This window comes from Streptomyces sp. Alt3 (assembly GCF_030719215.1).
GTDB classification, from domain to species: Bacteria; Actinomycetota; Actinomycetes; order Streptomycetales; family Streptomycetaceae; genus Streptomyces; species Streptomyces glycanivorans.
This window is the reverse complement of sequence record NZ_CP120983.1, coordinates 8,170,291-8,186,354: the sequence shown is the minus strand read 5'-3', so window position 1 is coordinate 8,186,354 and position 16,064 is coordinate 8,170,291. Positions and strand designations below refer to the sequence as shown.

Below are 16,064 nucleotides of genomic sequence, written 5' to 3'. Positions count from 1 at the left end.
TGCCGAGCAGCCCCTCAACGGCCTTCCGGCGACGCCCTCCCATCGGATGCGCGGCGCCTCGGGCCCGGTTTCACATTGCTGGTGACGCGGCCGGAGCGGCCGTGGACGCGAGCGAGGTGTTGCTGCAGCCGGATGTGCCGGAACTGGTACACGGCACCGGCCTGCCGCAGCACCCCCCGGCGATAGGCGTCGTCCAGGAAGGCGGCGGTGTCCCACGGCAGCCTGCGCGTCAGCGGCAACCAGAACCGGGCCATCGTCAGCCACTGCCCCCACGCCGTGAGTGCGAGCACGTATGCCGCCGAGCCGCCCAGCCCGCCGACCGCCCCCAGAAGCAGAGCCGCGTCCAGCGGCCACACCATCGTCCAGGGCAGCACCTGCTGGAGCAGACCCACGATGACATGTCCGCAGACAGCGAGTCCGCCGGTGACAGCGGCAGCAAGCACGAGGAACTGCCGGGTGGCGGTTGACCGGTTGACGGACAGCAGCCGCACCGGCGTGGCCGCGGCGGCGATGTCCACGGGCACCTCGAAAGCTGCGACGAGTCCGAAGGACAAGCCGGCCGTCAGGCCGAAGACCAGTCCCAGGACCAGCGTGTCCTGAATCGCCGCGCTGATCAGATCCGCGCGCGGGAAGGTTCCGGCCAGTGCGCGAAACGTTGCGTTCGTCCAGGCATGTGCCACCCCCAGTACGGAGCCGCCCAGCAGCCCGACACCGGAGCGCGTGAGGATCTCGCGAACCGGCCTGTGCTCGACCCGGGGGGCCATGGCCGCCAGCCTGAGTCGTACCTGGGTCGGAACGGCCACGGTACGGCCCACCGCGGCAAGGGCAGAGTGCGCGATACCGAAGACGACCGCAGAACAGAGCCCGAACATCGCCACCTCGAGCATCGCCGGCCTCTGCACGAAGGGCATGTACCCGATGGAAACGGCGAAAAATACCACAAGCCAGTTGGCCGCGAACATGCACAGTCCGCCGATCAGCGCGGTGTGCAGAACGCGCATCGGAAGCCGTACGGACGCGCCGAGGCGCCACCAGGCAAGGTCTCGACGCTCGTGGGCACCGGTGGTCAGGCTGTGGGCGAGGTAGCCGAGCCAGCGTTCGGCTTGGGCAGGGTCGTGGTTACGCTGTCCGGGGGCGGGGTCGGCCCGTTCGGGGGTGCGGTGCCGGTAGACCGTGGGCACGAAATTCGCCAACAGATGTTCCTCGAGGTGGCGCCCGGTGGGAAAGCTCGCGGTGTCAAGCAGTTCGACGGGGTCGTTGCCGGGCACTTCGCTGTACATCGTCCGCGCCAGGGTGGCCATCAGGGGCGTGCCCAGGACCTGTCCGAGCCGGCTGCTCGCCGGGGTGTCACGGACCCGCAGTTCGTCCAGAACGGCATCCCACACTCCTGTGGCACCACGGCTGCCCAGGGAGTGGCCGAGGCGGTCGGTCCGGGGCAGGTACTCGGCCAGATCCTCGACGGTCAGGTCGGCGAGTTCGACGCAGGCTGCCAGCACCAGAGGCGCGTGCACGTCGCGGACCGCTCGGGCGTACTCGTCCTGCCGGCTGGTCAGGACCACCGGGTGGGACGTGGAGTTGAGTGCTTCCAACGCGGGGCCGCGCAGGGCTTCGGCGAGCTCGTCGAAACCGTCCAGGACGGGCAGAATCAGATCGGAGTCGACGAGTTCGGCGGCCAGCGTCGCACCCTCGGGAGTCGTACGGGCCAGATGCGGGTGGTCCCGTAGAAGATGGTCGACCAATAGGTCCCGCGGTGTGACGGTCACTGGGTCCCAGGATCCGATGCTGAGAATGACCGGCACCCGGAGAGAGGAACTCGGGGTCGCGAGGAGCTCGAGGACGAACTCGATGGCCAGGATGGACTTCCCCGAGCCGGCGCGACCGAGAATGACCAGTCGCTGCGACTCGACACTCCGATAGGTGTCGGCGACAGTCCGCAGGTCGCCGTTCAGATCCAGAACCCGGGCAGGTGCTCCCGGCTGCAGGCGCTGGATGTTCTCCGGACGGTCCATCAGAGCGGCGGGAGCCGGCTGGTATCGCACGGGCAGCGGGAACGGGTCATGGACGCGACGATGTTTTTCTTCCCGCTGCCGGCGACGGCCGCCCGCACGGTCAAGAACCGCTTGGACCTGCTCGGCATCCCCAGCCGGCTCGTCGACTACGGCAACGGCACCTCCCTGTCCCCCCCAGTGCGACGGCAGCCACACCTACGGGTGCTGGGGCCCGGCCTACGCGGACTACGTCCCGCGCTTGGAGGCCGCCTTCGAAACCGCCGCCGAGAACTGATCCGGCAGGAACGGCTCCAACCCGACCGAGCGAGACCTCTCCGAGGAGCGGACACCGAATGAACACCCGAAACGGTAAGAAACTGGCCTCCGTCATCGGCGCCGTGTGCGCGACGGTACTGACGCTGTCCAGCTCGGCGGCACAGGCCGCCACCGCCGAGTCCGACCACTCCGACACGCTCGCCGCGCTCAAGGCGTTCCAGGCGGCGGCGGGGCCGGGCGCCGCAGTCCACGCCGGAAACGGCAGCGAGTCCTGGACCCTGTCGGCGGGTACGGGAACCGTCAACGCCAACCGGCCCGTCAAGGCCGACGAACACATCCGTATCGGCAGTCAGACCAAGACCTTCACAGCGGTGGTGGTGCTGCAGCTGGCCGAAGAGGGCCGCGTCTCACTGGACGCGCCGATCGATGACTACCTGCCCGGTGTCGTCACCGGCAACGGCTACGACGGCACCCGCATCACCGTGCGCCATCTGCTGCAGCACACCGGCGGTATCGGCGCCTACACCCCCTCCCCCGGGCTGAAGACGCCTCCGTCGAACCCGGACGGCACCTTCAGCCTGTCGGCGGTGGTGCGGTACGCGCTGGACGCCTCGCCTCCGGTCTCAGCCCCCGGCGAAGGCTTCACCTACTCCAACACCGACTACTACATCCTCGGAATGCTCATCGAGAAACTGACGGGGCAGCCGGTGCACAAGGCCGTGACCGAACGCGTCATCGAACCGCTCGATCTGCCCCACACCCTCTTCCCCGCACCCGGTGACCGCGCCCTGCCCACGCCGGCCGTCAACGGCTACCACGGCGTCCGGGTGGGCTCCTTCCACGTGTGGGTGCCGGCGGTCTCGCACGACCCCTCGCTGTTCAGCAGCACGGGAGCCATGGTCTCCACGCTGGAGGACCTGAGCGCCTTCTATCAAGCGCTGGCCACCGGAAAGGTCCTCTCCGCGAAGAGCCTTGCCGAGATGCGCACTGCACGACAGGTGAACACCGGCACGGGCTACGGTCTGGGCCTCCAGACGTACGAGCCCTCCTGCGGCGGCACGGCGCGGGGCCACTCCGGTGGTGTCCCGGGCTACGAGACCTTCACCCTGACCATGGACGACGGCCGCTACGTCTCCATCGTCACCAACCTGCTGATGCAGGTCGGCCGCCCGGACGCGCAGCTACGGCAGTTGATGGACACGGCGCTGTGCGAGGACGCACCACAGCGCGACTGACGCCGGCACACAGCGTCAGTGGCGCTGTGCCCCTCGCCGCACCGTTCCACCACCATCTGACGTGGCCGGTGTGCACGTCGCGTCGGCCCCGTCTCCCGGAGGGGCGACGCGACGGGGAGGGCGACACCCCGCCCGTCCAGCACACGCCCTGCCACGCACTCCCCTCTTCCTCCCCTTGCCTACGAGGGCGCCCTCCGGGCCAGGCTCTTCGTACGCCGGCGCTCGGTGTTCACGCACTCCCCCTCATCCCCATGTCCCACGGCACCAAGGAGTTGACATGGCACACCGGTACCGGTGCGGCGAATGCAGGTTTGCCACCCGGTGGACCACCGAGTCCGAGGTCGGCGATCTCGCGGCTGCCCACTACGCCGAAAACCACCCCAGGCTCGTACTCGGCGGCATCGTCGAGATCAACCAGAAGAACCCCAACTCCCTCGGGTGCCTGTCGATGCTCGGGATCGCGTTCCTCCTGCTTGTGATCGTCGCCACCTGCCGGCGGTAGGCCACCAGCAGCCGAGCGACCACCGTCGTGACGGGTCACGCCTTCGGGCGGCCCTGAACACTGATACTCCAGCCGTAGATCGTGATCTCGATGATGAGTGGCGCCTCTCCGCCTACCCGAGTTCAACGAGACGGAGGGCGTCCTCGATCTCGCCGAGCTTCGCTGAGGACAGGACGCACGCTCGCTCGATCAGATCGCCCTGGGACAGAGTGGTCAGCCACGTGCAGGGGGTGAAGCCCGGGCGCGGGAGCGCGAACCGCAGCACGCCTTCAAAGGGCAGTCCCTCCATGGCACCTACTTGCACTTCGAAGCCGAGACCGCTGATGTCGACGCCCGCAGGAGTGACGACCTGCATCGCCCGGATCCTGGACCCGTCGTCTGCCGCCAGCAGTACGACCAGCCGCCGCTCGTCGAACTCCACCCACCAGACTTCGCCACGTTGCACATGTCCTCCTGACTCAGGACGGCAGGCGTGACTGCGCGACCCTGACGCGTTGTGGAGACGGGTGCGACCACCGTTGATCATCGTGAGTTGTGTGGACTGACGAAGACAGGGTGGCCGCGGGTCACAGCATAGAACCCGCCCGTTGGCGGGACGCGCTCGAGGGCCTGATGAGCCGGATCGCGGGGGCGCTTCGCCCGGGTCGAACCCTGTCGCGGGACGGCGCGGTTGACAGGGCGCCCCCGATCACGGACGAACTGCTGCGGGCCATGATGGCCACGTGCGACTTGCGGACCATCAACCGGCTCAAGAACTTCCGAGCCGTCGCCACGCGCTTCGCCAAACGGGCGTACGTCTTCCACGGGACGGTCACCGTGGCCGCGATCCGCCTACGGCTCCGCCCGCAGTGAGACGCCTCGTTGTCGGCACCTGGGTTGTGGTGGCGCAGTGCGCTGAGTAGGCGCGCGTCGACAGCCCTGACGTCCCACGATGAGCTGCCGACTCGGTCTACCAGGGTGAGCGGTTGTCGCGGCGTGCTTCTGGAGTCTGCTCGGGCAGAGCCGTGTTCTGGTCGGTGCGCAGCAGCATGCCAGGGTCGGGTTCGAAATCCTCGTCGGGCCGTGCCGGCTGGTGAAAACGCTCGGTGCGCGCAATGGTGACTTCCACCAGCCGGCCCTCCTGGAACATCCAGAGCCCGAAGCAGTCGTCGTCCTGGTCGCGAAGCAGAACTTGGACCGTATGCGGATGCGGCCACGGCAGCGACTCCAGGTGTCTGAGCAGGCCCTTGCGAGCGCGCACTTTCTCGAACTCCAGGGCCCACCCGAACTCGTAGCCCCAGTGCCCCGCTATCGGGACGAAGCGTCCTCGCCACGTGCGTTCCGGGTCGTCCTGGGTCAGCGGTTCCATCACCTCGTCCGACCAACGGGCGAGCACGATGACCTCGGCATCTCTACTCATACCGGAGTATCACCGCGTCCGCCTGATCCACCGCAACCGAATTCCTCAACCGGCCGACGCATGCAAGGGCGGGCGGATTGGCGACAAAATCCCAGTCCCAGCGAGCCCGACGACGGCGCCTTCGGAGAAACTCATCTGCGCGTAAGCCCCGACTCTGATCAGCTCACACGACCCATCGGACACGCCCTAACTTAGTTAGGCAGTGTCTTCAAACACCTCGTCTGTGTCGCGGCGCGGTGTGGGACTTTTTGTGTTCCTCTTTCCAGGCCGGAATGTAGTCGCTCGGTATCGAGCGGCGGGCGGCCCCTCACAGCCCCGCGATGCCGGCCCGCTGCGCCTGCAGCTCCGAGCGTACGAGTTCCAGGAGACGGCCTGCCCAGTTGCGGCCGCGGCCGGCGTTGTCTCCCCAGAAGTCCGAGTCGGCGTCGTCGTAGATCACGGTGGCGTCGTCCGTGGTCAGCAGGATCTCGGCCAGGTCGGGGTGCTGGTCGTACTTCGCGCGCAGTAGGGCCGTCATCACCGCGGTGCGGGCGTGCTGCCAGCCCTCACGCTGCGCTGCCGCGGTCGCGGACTTGCGTGCGTCGGCATGGGTCTCTGCCGTGGCGATCGCGGTTTGGACCTCGAGGTCAGCGACTGACAGCGCCCAGTAGGCGTGGGCAGCAGATGGGTAACTGACCTCGCCGACGACGATCGGGGCCGGGTAGTCGTTGCGCAAGCCCCGGAATCCCGGGGCATCGACCGATTTGCTCGGATACGTGTGGTAGAGCTTGATCGCCGGGGCGAAGGAGATCACTGGTCCGTCTGCCGGGACGCGTGCGGCTCGTTCAGCGGCCCATCGCGCCCGTTCTTCGAAGTAGGCGACGGCCCTGTCGTAGTTTTCCTGCATGATCGGCCCATCGGCCGGGATGTACGTTTCGCCGCCGGGTCCCGCTACCAGAACTCGCAGCGGCCAGTCTTTGCTGTCCATGTCGCCCAGTGCGTAGCGGCGCCGCGAGATCGGGATGGCGAGGAAGGCGTTGCGGGCTGCGGCTCGGTTCTCCTCTGTCCGGTCGGCAAGGAAGGTGTCGACGGCGGCGAGGCATCGGCCCGTCGAATCCGGGCGCCCGTTGAGCTGGTCGATGGTGTCCCGAATTTCGGCGACCAGCAGGTCGGGGGTGAGGTAGCTGTGAGGCTCGCTGAAGGTCCAGCTGGCGAGTTCGAACGCGGATGCCTCAGCGCCGTCCGGCAGGGTGGTGGCAACCCAGCCGCTGCGGAGCTTGTCCTGGAACTCCTCGAGGGTGACCAGTTCCCAGCAGTCGATGAGCCCGTCGGCGTAGATGAACAGGTCGGTGAGGAAGTGCGTGCCGCCGTTGCGGATGAAGGCGTGGCGCCAGGTGCCGGGTATGCGAACGCCGTCCGCAGTGCGATGCGTGGTCTTGTTGCCGATCATCCGACGATTGTGTCGCAGCCGCTGTTGCGCGGTCGGGGATTTTCCGCACGCGCATAGGCTGCCCTGGAAGTCGTCGGTGAGGAACTGCAGGCCGATGCCGCCCGCGCGCACGGGCTGGGGGATGCGTCAGGCGGCGAGGTTCTATCGTGCTCGTGCTCGGCAACGTCAACGACGCGCCTCCGGTCAGGTCCTCGACGGGATTTGCGTTCCGAGAGTGGGCACCGGCCGCCCGCGCAGGACACCGACCCGAGTCCTGGGCGACGAGGCTTACTCCAGCCGGGCGGTCCGGCGCCCTGCTGCGGCGCCGTGGGATCGCCTTTGGCTGCGGGGCGAAGGCGGCCGGATTGACCTATGCGGCGAGGGCTGGCTCCTCGTCGTCCGCCGAGGGCGGCAGGTCGGGCTGCTGCTTGAAGCGCTGCGACGAGCTGCGGGCTCTGCCGGCTGACTCGATCACATCGGGGACCTGGCCCAACAGCCCCTTGATCGCAGAGAGCAGCACGAAGACCACGCTAAGGGCTGTCCCGCTTTCCTAGCGAGCCCTATTGGGCAGCTCGGTATAATTCGTGCGTTGGGTGGCTGGCGGATCTGCGGGCCCTTGGACTCCAGGGAGGGCCAAATGGCAGTGAATTTCGCGTACCAAAACGTGGCTATACCGGATCTGTACCGCCGTGGCCTCCGTCCTGAAACGGCACCTCTTGAGGTGCTGCTCGTGGACATCGAAGCCGACTTGGTCATCCGGGATGGCAGCCAGGTGGTGATGGCGGAGGGGCTGTTTCCGGTGGCTGAACTGGCGCGCGACCTGGTGGGTTGGCTGGGCCAGCTGGACGGCGACCGAGATGACTTCGAGTTCGACTCGATGTCTTACGCCGACGTGGGCGAGGTGCGGATCGTGGGGTCTGTCGAGGGATGGCGGGTCGGCTCTGTCTCCGAGCCAGGCTCGTGGACCTCGCCAGTTGGCTGGGATGTGCTCGTGTCGGAGATCGCGCAGTTCGTGACGGCAGTCCGCAAGGACGTGGTGGCGCTTGGCGTCGAGCCCGGCCTGATCCCCGCTCTTTGAGGCACGCCCGGTAGTGCCCCGGTTAGTGGATGATCTTGCCATGTTGGGTGTGATCACTGCGTCGGAGCCGTCATGGATAGCCCCGTTCACCGGGTTGAGCCTCCGCTCCTTCGGCACGTTGGTGGCACAGCTGCGGCACGAGGGCGCTGACGCGGTTCGCAGAGGCCGCCCGTGGAGCCTGCCGCTGGAGGACCGGGTGTTCCTGGTCACGGCCTACTGGCGCACCAACTTGACGTTGCGGCAGCTCGCCCCACTGTTCGGCGTCTCGAAGTCCGCGGCCAACCGCATCGTCAGCCACCTCGGCCCCCTGCTCGCGCTCAAGCCCCGCTGCCCTACTCGGCCACTTGAATCTACAAACAACAACACGTGGCTATGTCGCCGTGTTCAACGAAGACGTCGTCCGCCACTATCAGGGCTTTCTCGACCGACGCCGCCAGGCCCGCCCCGCGGACGAGTACCGCCCGGTCACCGACACCGAGTGGCGCGGGTTTGAAGAGCACTTCGACCACCGAAAGGTTGAGCTGGGCGGGTGCGCTCGGCCCTACCGCACCCCTTGCCAGCATGAACACGCCTGTTTGCGATGTCCCATGCTCAACATCAACCCCAAGATGCTGCCTCGCCTCGACGAGATCGAGACCGATCTCCTGGCTCGCCGGGCCCGTGCCGAACAGGAGGGCTGGCTCGGAGAGATCGAGGGCATCGACCTCACCCTCACCTTCCTCCGTGAGAAACGAGAAGAGAGCCAGCGGCTGGCTCGCATCGCGCCGGTCAACCTCGGCATGCCGGGCCTCCGGTCTGCAGAGAGTGACCGGTGATCAGAACTCGTCGATCACACGTCGGCAAGGATCGCGGCTCTCAGCCGGGCGTACTCGTCGACAGCAGCGGGCACATCGTCGAAGTAGTCATCCCAGAAACCGGCGCGCTGCCATTCAGCCGGCGCCAAGGTCAGCCTGCCGTCCTCCAGCTCTGCGACCCAGCAACTCGGCATTCGACTGCTCACGACCGTGAACATCGCTGCGTCCCACAGTCCTGGGCTGTCCCGGTACTCCATGGTGTCGAGCAGCTCAGGAATGCGGAGCAGCACTCGGTTCGCAGTAGTGAGGACTTCCAGCACCGGGTACTCCGCTCCGACACGGATGGAAGGATGATCGGTCACGACCTCTCCGGTCGCCGGGCTGATGATTTGAATGCAGCGGACGATCATGCGGGCAGCCTACGCAGGCACGAGGTCTACTCGGTCGTCGGGTTGCAAAGTGCAGAGAAGAAACCGGAACCATCGGAGCAGATCCATGCCGTACGACCGGATCGTGGTCGCCGGCCGACTGGCCGCCTGCAACTCGGCGAAGAACGACGCGGCGGAAGCGACCGGCAAGCCGTTCGGATCGAGCAGCCTGTACGGCTCCTGCGGCTCGCCCGTCTCGACCAACCGTCCGAGCTCAGGCAGCACAAAACGCGACAGATCCCGCCCGGGACCCCGAGGATCAACCATGGCCGGGAAGTTAACATAAACAAGCTCTGACCTGCTAAAACACCAGAGTTAGTTCAGTCAACGGGCCATCGACCTGTTGGACATCCGAAGTACGCCGAGTTGGACACCGACTTCATCGCCGAGTTCACCTCGGTTGCCACCCGCGAGAACCTGTCCAAGGACGTACTGCGGCGCCGGCTGCTGCTGGTCCTGTTCGGACTGGGCACGAACATGGGGATCAAGCGGGTCGCGGTGACCGGCAAGCACGGCGAGAGCGAGGCGACGCTGCGCAGGGTGCGGCACCTGTTCGTCAACCGGGACAACATGCGCGCGGCCCTGCGCAGGCTGGTGAACGCCACGTTCGCCGTCCGGGACGAGATGTGGTGGGGCACTGGCACGGCGTGCGCCTCCGACAGCCGCAAGTTCGGCGCCTGGTCCTCGAACCTGATGACCGAGTGGCACCAGCGCTACCGCGGCCCCGGGGTGATGATCTATTGGCACGTGGAGCGGAAATCGGTCTGCATCTACTCCCAGCTCAAGAGCTGTTCGGCCTCTGAGGTCGCCTCGATGATCGAGGGCGTGCTGCGGCACTGCACCGATATGGAGGTCGACCGGCAGTACACCGATACGCACGGTGCCTCGATCGTCGGGGTTCGCCTTCGCGCACATGCTCGACTTCAAGCTGATGCCGCGGCTGAAGAACATCGGCTCGGCGAAGCTGTACTGGCCGGCGGCCGGTCAGGACGAGAGGTGGCCGAACCTGGCTCCGGTGCTGTCCACCAAGACGATCGACTGGGACTTGATCGCCCAGCAGTACGACCAGATCGTGAAGTACACCACCGCCCTGCGCCTGGGCACGGCCGAGGCGGAGCAGGTCCTGCGGCGCTTCACCCGGGGAGGGCCCAAGCATCCGACGTACCGGGCGATCGAAGAACTCGGGCGGGCGGTGAGGACGGCGTTCGTCTGCGACTACCTCGCGGATGTCGAGATGCGCCAGGAGATCCACGAGGGGTTGCAGGTGGTGGAAAACTGGAACTCCGCGAACAAGGACCTCTTCTACGGCAAGGACGGCGGGCGCGGACAAGGAGCCCCAGGAGGTGTCCATGCTGTCGTTGCACCTGCTCCAGTCCGCCTTGGTGCACGTCAACACGCTGCTGGTGCAGGAGGTCCTGGCCGATCCGAAGTGGGCGGAACAGCTCACCGACGCGGACCGCCGGGCGTTGTCGCCGCTGTTCTGGACCATGTGAATCCGTACGGCCGGTTCGAGTTGGACATGAACAGCCGCCTGGACCTGGCGCTTGTGGCGGCGGTGACAGTGCCTGGCCCACGTAGTCCGCAGAGCGAGGCCTCAGCTACACGGTGACCCGAGCTACTGCCGGGTGGTCGTAGAGCCCGGGAAGATGCACCGAATGCCCGTCGGTAGGCAGCGGCCGTGGCAGCCGATGCCGGACAGTCGAGGGTGTAGATCAGCTCGGAATTGTGGCGCCAGCGCCCAACTGTCGTTTGATCTCCGCGGCCGGGAACGGCGTCTGCTTGCTCTCGGTGAGCAGACGGCGGAAGAAGGAGTCCACAACGACGGTAGGGCGTGCGTGCCGGTCGATGATGGCCGAGATCTCAGGCGGGATGTCGCCAGGTCGCCGGCCCGCGATCCAGTCGTGCAGGAAGGCTTCGCGTTCCGTGTCACCGCGCACGCCGTCGAGCAAGTGGTACTGGAGCAGGTGGCTCGCCGTGTAGCAGTGGTCGTAGGCGAGGTGGTCCGAGAGGAAGGTGGACTCGTCCGCCGAAAGGTCGAAGCGCGAGCTCAGGGCAAGTCCGAAGTCAGCGAAGTAGAGCTGGCGTCCATCGGTCAGTATGTTGGCAAAGTGAGCATCGAAGTGGACAAGTCCGCGAGAACTCATGAAAGCAGTTCCCCTCATCAGGGCTTCCTCCACCCAGCGGAAGGGCAAGCTGTCCCCGTCCTCCGACACGGCGGGATTGCGGTAGTCGGACAGCCATTCGGCGAGTGTGTGCGGCACGTGCTCCAGGAAGACCACCAGGCTGCACGAGGACTGACCGATGGCCTCCAGCCGGCCACGAACGGCGGGTGATCCCTCCCAGTGCGCGACGGCCCCCTCCAGGCCCCCGAACTCGTCGGTGAATCCTTCGGGAGGGGAGTCAGGCAGAACCCGCCAGTGGTACATCAGGGGGAATCCCGCATACTCGTCACCCAGAACCCAGTTCGTGGTCATGGTGTGCACGGCAAGCTCCCGCCAGGCACCGAACCCGGCCGAGCCCACCCCGTACTGGTAGAACATCGGCAGTTCGAAGATATTCGCCGTCGACCGCACGTTCTCCGGGCGCAATTCGATGTCCGTCAAAGGGATCCGCTTGACGAAGACGCGCGTTCCGTTAATGTCCAGCGCTGCCGACCTGCCGCCGATGCCCGACCCGAGCGGGGTAGCGGCTGCCACGACCTCCCCGAGCCGGTGGTCGCTCAACAAGGAGAGCTGAATGCTCACGGTCCCGTAACCAGCCAGGCGCGCGGCGCGCAGCAAATCCCGGTCCAGCATCGACGACTCCTCGTGCCCGAACCAGGGCTTCGGAAATCCCGCGTACGGCACCAACCTTACGCTGAGAAGGTCAGCCACTCTCATAAACGACGCTCGAAGGGCTGGACGCCGCGGCCCGCAAGGGCAACCACGGCGGCCGACCGCCGGTCATCACCGACGACATGCTGCACACCGTGCTCCGACGTCGCACGAACGGCGAGACTGTCGAGGACATCCAGCCCGACCTGCTCATCCCCACCGGCCGCAGCAAGGGACACAACCCCAGCCTCTCCAGCATCTACCGGGCACTGGCCGAGCACGAGAAGACCCAGGCGTACCCGGAAGCCGTCGCCGCAGCGCATGCCGACTTCGCCGCTCTCCAGCAACGCGACCACAGTCCCAAGTAGTTACTCAGCGCTACACGCCACCTGGCGGTAGCTATACGAGAACAGGGCCGTGACCAGCACGGCCAGTAGGAGGCCGAGCGTGTCGACACAGATGTGCCGTTTGCGGCCAGCAATCTTCTTGCCTGCGTCAATGCCCTGGCCGACCGCGGCACGTTGGCCGAGGTCTTGATGCTCTGGGCGTCCAGGACGCAGGCGCTCGGCTCGGCATCGCGGCCTTCGACCTCCCGGGCCAGTCGCCGCAGGAGACCGTTGAGCTGGTCGAAGACCTTGTCCTTCTGCTAGTAGGGCTTTGTTAGGTATCTAAGGGCTGTCCCGCAAACGCGGCCATGCTCTGACCTGAGGCCGGCTGGATAGGGTCAGGAGCACAGCCGACGGAAGAGGACCGTTCGATGGCGACGTACGACCAGCTGACCGAGTGGGCCGGTCTGGGGCATGTCACGCGTGCCGGACGGGACGTGGTGGCCGGCTGGCGGGTCCCGGACTCCCCGAAGGCGCAGCTTGCCGAGGTGGGCATCCCGGTAGCTCCGCGACTGATCGAGCGAGTTGTGATGCAGAGCGAGGCTGAGCCGACCCTGCTCACGTCCCGGGGCCCGCTCTACCGTCTCACCGAGCAGGCGGATCCTGATGAGCCGGCCGAGCGGTCATCGTTCGGTGTCGAGCCGGAGACCGGGGCGGTCTACTTCGTCATGCCGGACGGGGAGGCATGGTTCGCCAACTCGGGTGTCGGCGTGTGGCTCGACGTCCTTCACCACTACGGCAGCCGGGTCACAGCCTCTGAGCTTCTCAGCGAGCCTGACGGTCCCGAGGAGTACTTCTCTGAGGAGGAGGAAGAGCGGGCTTTCGCCGAGCTGCACCGGCTGGCCGAGGAGCTGAAGGAGATCGACCCGGCGGCCTTCAGCGGCTACGAGGGGTTTCTCTGGCCAGGGCTCCTGGACCGCTGGCTCTACTGACCTCGGCCGGCAGGTCCAGGGCCCGTAGGTCTGGACCGTGCAGGGAGGCCAGGCCCGTGGCTGAGATGATCTCCATGTGGGGGCTGTGATCACGGCGTCGGAGCCGTCATGGATAGCACCGTACTCCGGGCTGAGCCCGAAGCAGTTCGGGAAACTGATCACCATGCTGCGGCGCCAAGGCCCGCCCCTCGTTCGCAGGGGCCGTCCGTGGAGTCTGCCGCTGGAAGACCGGGTGTTGCTGGTTGCCGCGTACTGGCGAACGAACTTGACCTTGCGGCAGCTGGCTCCCTTGTTCGGGATCTCGAAGTCGGCCGCGGGCCGGATCGTGAGCCAGCTCGGGCCCCTGCTCGCGTTGCGGCTGCGGAGCCGTTTCCGTAGAGACACGGTGCTGATCGTGGACGGCACCCTGGTGCCGACACGGGACCACAGTGTGGCGGAGCAGTCCAAGAACTACCGCTATTCCACCAACCATCAGGTCGTCATCGATGCCGACTCACGCCTTGTCGTCTCCGTCGGACGGCCCGTGCCCGGCAACCGCAACGACTGCAAGGCGTGGGAACTGTCCGGAGCCAAGAGCTCGGTCGGCAACACCATCGTGATCGCCGACGGCGGCTATCGCGGCACCGGTCTCATCATCCCGCACCGCCGAGAACCCGGCCAGAGCGAGCTGCCGGCCTGGAAGGAAGCCCACAACACCTCCCACCGGAAAGTCCGCGCCCGAGTCGAGCACACCTTCGCCCGCATGAAGACCTGGAAGATCCTCCGCGACTGCCGTCTGAAAGGCGACGGCGTGTACCACGCCATGCTGGGCATTGCCCAGCTGCACAATCTTGCACTGACCCGGTGAGCGAGAGGGCTCAGCCCGGCTCGGTCGCGCCGGAGCCCGCAGGCTTCGGGGGCCTATGGTGCCCGCACTCCAGCCGCTTACCGTCAGCGTCAGTCACTGTGTACTCCAGGACAACCTTGGTCGGGTCACCGTCCTCATAGAGCCACACCGTGATGCCCTCCTGGCAGACAGCGATAGAGAAGCAGACATCGATCCCTGCGACCTCCGGAGCGACCGTGAAGACCTCGCCGGGCTTCAGCCAGTAGTCCTCACCGTACGGTTCGACGAAGAGCCAGAGGTCGCTGGCCCCCGCATTCTCCACAGGCAACCAGCTGCGTCCCACGTCTCCCCCCAAGGCCGTTGCTTCATGCATGAACCTCTGCACGCTATCCACCCAGCCGCACCGGCGCCTTGGCGGCCCTCGTCCCACCGACCCTTTGTGGGACAGCCCTTAAAGAGCGTTTTGTCCTGGCCAGGGCGTTTGATAACTGGCGCGATGTTGCCGCTTTGGTCGGCCCGTGCCGGCGTGTGAGGATCCGCCCGTGGAGTGTGATGTGTGCGGGCGGTCGATGTGGCGGTGGCCGGTGCCACCGACGGTCTGGGAAGAGGAGATCTGGTCCTGTTCCTGGTGCCATGCGGCCACCCATGTGGGCGGCGAGTGGTTCGAGATGTCGCGACCGCCGTATCTGCCCCTGGGGATGCGCTGGGAGAAGGCCGTCGCGGATGGCCTTGCCTCTGGTGTCTGCCACGCGTTCGGCATTTTCGACAAGACGCTGTGCGGCATTCAGGAAGCCGGTATGTCACCGTCCGACTACTTGTGGCTGCCGGAACGGGAGGATGCGTGCGGCGCCTGTCGGGGAGCGGCGAGTCTCATCGATAGCCGCTGGCCGCGGTCGATGAGGAGTGAGGATGCGCGGGTCAGCGTGGCCCGGCGGCTATGAGTCCTTCCAGTTCGGAGTCGACTCTCGGGTAAGCCTGCGGCTCATCAGGTCGATCATCGCGAGGTGGACCATCGCTTCGGAGCGATGGGGGTGGGTTTCGTAGTCGCGGGCGAGGCGACGGTGGTGCATGAGCCATCCGAAGGTCCGCTCGACGACCCAACGTCGCGGAATCACCTTGAAGCCCTTGTGAGCGGGGTCGCGGCGGGTGATTTCGACGTCGATGCCGAGGCGGGCGCCGTGGTCGATGACCTTGGTGCGGTAGCCCGTGTCGGCCCACGCCTTCGTGACACGCGGATGGTCTGCGGCGATGCTCGAGAGAACCTGAATGCCGCCGACGTTGTCGGAAACGTTGGCGGCTGTGACCAGCACGGCCAGGAGGAGGCCGAGCGTGTCAACGCCGATGTGCCGTTTGCGGCCCGCGATCTTCTTGCCCGCGTCGATGCCCTGGCCGGCCGCGGGCACATTGGCCGAGGTCTTGATGCTCTGGGCGTCCAGGACGCAGGCGCTCGGCTCGGCGTCGCGGCCTTCGGCCTCTCGGACCAGTCGCCGCAGGAGACCGTTGAGCTGGTCGAAGACCTCGTCCTTCTGCCAGGCGGCGAAGTACCCGTAAACCGTCTCCCATGGGGCGAAGTCGTGCGGTAGGTACCGCCAGGGGATCCCGGTCCGGTCGACGTAGAGGATGGCGTCCATGATCCGGCGCAGATCGTGCTCGGGCGGTCGGCCGATGTCCAGGCCCTTCCCTCTTCGATTGGCCCGCCATGCTGTCAGAGTTGGTTCCAGCAGTTCCCAACGGGCATCGGACAGGTCACTCGGGTACGGCCGCTGTCGGCGAGGCATGTTTCCGTAGTACCGATATCAGCCGTCCCGCCACAGGGCGCAAATAGGCGTGACCGGGGGCTTGTTGGGATCAGACAGGAGCGAAGGGACCGAAACGGACCCTCGAAGGCCGTCACCCGTCCCATCTGCCACAACAAGCGTCTACCGCCTCAGCCGGCCCGAAGCGGTCCGCCACCTGAACTGCAATGAAGCACCCCCGTCGGGACAAAACGCTCTTTTAG

General features: G+C 66.6%; 19 protein-coding genes and 4 pseudogenes. 12 read left to right on the top strand and 11 right to left on the bottom strand.

Going from position 1 to position 16,064, the window contains the following annotated elements:
- Nucleotides 1-14: 14 nt before the first annotated feature.
- Nucleotides 15-2,039 (bottom strand): NACHT domain-containing protein, encoded by a 2,025-nt coding sequence (locus P8A20_RS36380; RefSeq protein WP_306105033.1) that lies wholly within the window; start codon nucleotides 2,037-2,039, stop codon nucleotides 15-17.
- 302 nt (nucleotides 2,040-2,341) lie between these two features.
- Between P8A20_RS36380 and P8A20_RS36375 the strand changes: the two genes are divergently transcribed.
- Both P8A20_RS36375 and P8A20_RS36370 read left to right on the top strand, forming a co-directional pair.
- Complete coding sequence (locus tag P8A20_RS36375; protein WP_147964290.1) at nucleotides 2,342-3,499, top strand: serine hydrolase domain-containing protein; 1,158 nt, start codon at nucleotides 2,342-2,344, stop codon at nucleotides 3,497-3,499.
- Between the two features lie 277 nt (nucleotides 3,500-3,776).
- A complete protein-coding gene (locus tag P8A20_RS36370) occupies nucleotides 3,777-4,001 on the top strand; it encodes a hypothetical protein (RefSeq protein ID WP_147964291.1) in 225 nt (74 codons plus the stop codon).
- A 112-nt stretch (nucleotides 4,002-4,113) separates the two neighbouring features.
- Here the strand turns inward: P8A20_RS36370 and P8A20_RS36365 are convergent, their stop codons facing one another.
- Entirely contained in the window at nucleotides 4,114-4,446 is a 333-nt protein-coding gene (locus P8A20_RS36365; RefSeq protein ID WP_147964451.1) for a putative type II toxin-antitoxin system PemK/MazF family toxin, read from the bottom strand.
- Between the two features lie 287 nt (nucleotides 4,447-4,733).
- Between P8A20_RS36365 and P8A20_RS36360 the strand changes: the two are divergent.
- Nucleotides 4,734-4,853, top strand: a pseudogene (locus P8A20_RS36360) (IS5/IS1182 family transposase); the annotation flags it as partial.
- A 97-nt stretch (nucleotides 4,854-4,950) separates the two neighbouring features.
- Here the strand turns inward: P8A20_RS36360 and P8A20_RS36355 are convergent.
- The 3 genes from P8A20_RS36355 to P8A20_RS36345 all read right to left on the bottom strand — a co-directional run bounded on the left by P8A20_RS36355 (nucleotide 4,951) and on the right by P8A20_RS36345 (nucleotide 7,328).
- Nucleotides 4,951-5,400, bottom strand: a complete 450-nt coding sequence (locus tag P8A20_RS36355; RefSeq protein ID WP_306105032.1) for a hypothetical protein — start codon at nucleotides 5,398-5,400, stop codon at nucleotides 4,951-4,953.
- Nucleotides 5,401-5,707: 307 nt separating this feature from the next.
- Nucleotides 5,708-6,829, bottom strand: coding sequence for an NADAR family protein (locus P8A20_RS36350; protein WP_306105238.1), 1,122 nt, complete (start codon nucleotides 6,827-6,829; stop codon nucleotides 5,708-5,710).
- Nucleotides 6,830-7,178: 349 nt separating this feature from the next.
- Nucleotides 7,179-7,328: a hypothetical protein gene (locus P8A20_RS36345; RefSeq protein WP_187282481.1), complete on the bottom strand. Its 150-nt coding sequence runs from the start codon at nucleotides 7,326-7,328 to the stop codon at nucleotides 7,179-7,181.
- 117 nt (nucleotides 7,329-7,445) lie between these two features.
- Here P8A20_RS36345 and P8A20_RS36340 point away from each other — a divergent pair, with 117 nt between their 5' ends.
- The 3 genes and pseudogenes from P8A20_RS36340 (at nucleotide 7,446) to P8A20_RS36330 (ending at nucleotide 8,701) form a co-directional block, all read left to right on the top strand.
- Nucleotides 7,446-7,886, top strand: a complete 441-nt coding sequence (locus P8A20_RS36340; protein ID WP_306105031.1) for a DUF7878 domain-containing protein — start codon at nucleotides 7,446-7,448, stop codon at nucleotides 7,884-7,886.
- Nucleotides 7,887-7,926: 40 nt separating this feature from the next.
- Nucleotides 7,927-8,214 (top strand): annotated as a pseudogene (locus tag P8A20_RS36335) (helix-turn-helix domain-containing protein); the annotation flags it as partial.
- A 52-nt stretch (nucleotides 8,215-8,266) separates the two neighbouring features.
- Nucleotides 8,267-8,701 (top strand): integrase, encoded by a 435-nt coding sequence (locus P8A20_RS36330; RefSeq protein WP_261989076.1) that lies wholly within the window; start codon nucleotides 8,267-8,269, stop codon nucleotides 8,699-8,701.
- Between the two features lie 14 nt (nucleotides 8,702-8,715).
- Here the strand turns inward: P8A20_RS36330 and P8A20_RS36325 are convergent, their stop codons facing one another.
- Both P8A20_RS36325 and P8A20_RS36320 read right to left on the bottom strand, forming a co-directional pair.
- Nucleotides 8,716-9,090, bottom strand: a complete 375-nt coding sequence (locus P8A20_RS36325) for a hypothetical protein (RefSeq protein WP_147964358.1) — start codon at nucleotides 9,088-9,090, stop codon at nucleotides 8,716-8,718.
- Nucleotides 9,091-9,099: 9 nt separating this feature from the next.
- Entirely contained in the window at nucleotides 9,100-9,375 is a 276-nt protein-coding gene (locus P8A20_RS36320) for a hypothetical protein (RefSeq protein ID WP_147964359.1), read from the bottom strand.
- 99 nt (nucleotides 9,376-9,474) lie between these two features.
- On the opposite strand from P8A20_RS36320, the pseudogene P8A20_RS36315 reads away from it, so the two are divergent.
- Nucleotides 9,475-9,942 (top strand): annotated as a pseudogene (locus P8A20_RS36315) (Tn3 family transposase); the annotation flags it as partial.
- A gap of 46 nt (nucleotides 9,943-9,988) precedes the next feature.
- The gene (locus tag P8A20_RS36310; RefSeq protein WP_424921017.1) at nucleotides 9,989-10,717 is read left to right on the top strand and encodes a Tn3 family transposase; all 729 of its coding nucleotides are present in this window, start codon (nucleotides 9,989-9,991) and stop codon (nucleotides 10,715-10,717) included.
- 103 nt (nucleotides 10,718-10,820) lie between these two features.
- Here the strand turns inward: P8A20_RS36310 and P8A20_RS36305 are convergent, their stop codons facing one another.
- Entirely contained in the window at nucleotides 10,821-11,903 is a 1,083-nt protein-coding gene (locus P8A20_RS36305; protein ID WP_306105030.1) for a protein kinase family protein, read from the bottom strand.
- A 161-nt stretch (nucleotides 11,904-12,064) separates the two neighbouring features.
- Between P8A20_RS36305 and P8A20_RS36300 the strand changes: the two genes are divergently transcribed.
- Entirely contained in the window at nucleotides 12,065-12,289 is a 225-nt protein-coding gene (locus tag P8A20_RS36300; RefSeq protein WP_261988536.1) for a hypothetical protein, read from the top strand.
- A gap of 51 nt (nucleotides 12,290-12,340) precedes the next feature.
- Here the strand turns inward: P8A20_RS36300 and P8A20_RS36295 are convergent.
- A pseudogene (locus tag P8A20_RS36295) lies at nucleotides 12,341-12,540 on the bottom strand (transposase); the annotation flags it as partial.
- A gap of 138 nt (nucleotides 12,541-12,678) precedes the next feature.
- Between P8A20_RS36295 and P8A20_RS36290 the strand changes: the two are divergent.
- Both P8A20_RS36290 and P8A20_RS36285 read left to right on the top strand, forming a co-directional pair.
- Nucleotides 12,679-13,239: an SUKH-4 family immunity protein gene (locus P8A20_RS36290; protein WP_147958164.1), complete on the top strand. Its 561-nt coding sequence runs from the start codon at nucleotides 12,679-12,681 to the stop codon at nucleotides 13,237-13,239.
- A 76-nt stretch (nucleotides 13,240-13,315) separates the two neighbouring features.
- Entirely contained in the window at nucleotides 13,316-14,086 is a 771-nt protein-coding gene (locus tag P8A20_RS36285; protein WP_147958163.1) for a transposase, read from the top strand.
- Between the two features lie 10 nt (nucleotides 14,087-14,096).
- Here the strand turns inward: P8A20_RS36285 and P8A20_RS36280 are convergent, their stop codons facing one another.
- Nucleotides 14,097-14,450 carry a hypothetical protein gene (locus P8A20_RS36280; protein ID WP_306105029.1) on the bottom strand — a complete coding sequence of 118 codons (354 nt, stop codon included), beginning with the start codon at nucleotides 14,448-14,450 and terminating at the stop codon, nucleotides 14,097-14,099.
- A gap of 157 nt (nucleotides 14,451-14,607) precedes the next feature.
- Between P8A20_RS36280 and P8A20_RS36275 the strand changes: the two genes are divergently transcribed.
- Entirely contained in the window at nucleotides 14,608-15,006 is a 399-nt protein-coding gene (locus P8A20_RS36275; RefSeq protein WP_306102628.1) for a hypothetical protein, read from the top strand.
- Here P8A20_RS36275 and P8A20_RS36270 read toward each other — a convergent pair.
- Complete coding sequence (locus P8A20_RS36270) at nucleotides 15,001-15,843, bottom strand: IS5 family transposase (RefSeq protein ID WP_306102629.1); 843 nt, start codon at nucleotides 15,841-15,843, stop codon at nucleotides 15,001-15,003. The two genes, P8A20_RS36275 and P8A20_RS36270, sit on opposite strands and share 6 nt — an antisense overlap.
- Between the last annotated feature and the right edge of the window lie 221 nt (nucleotides 15,844-16,064).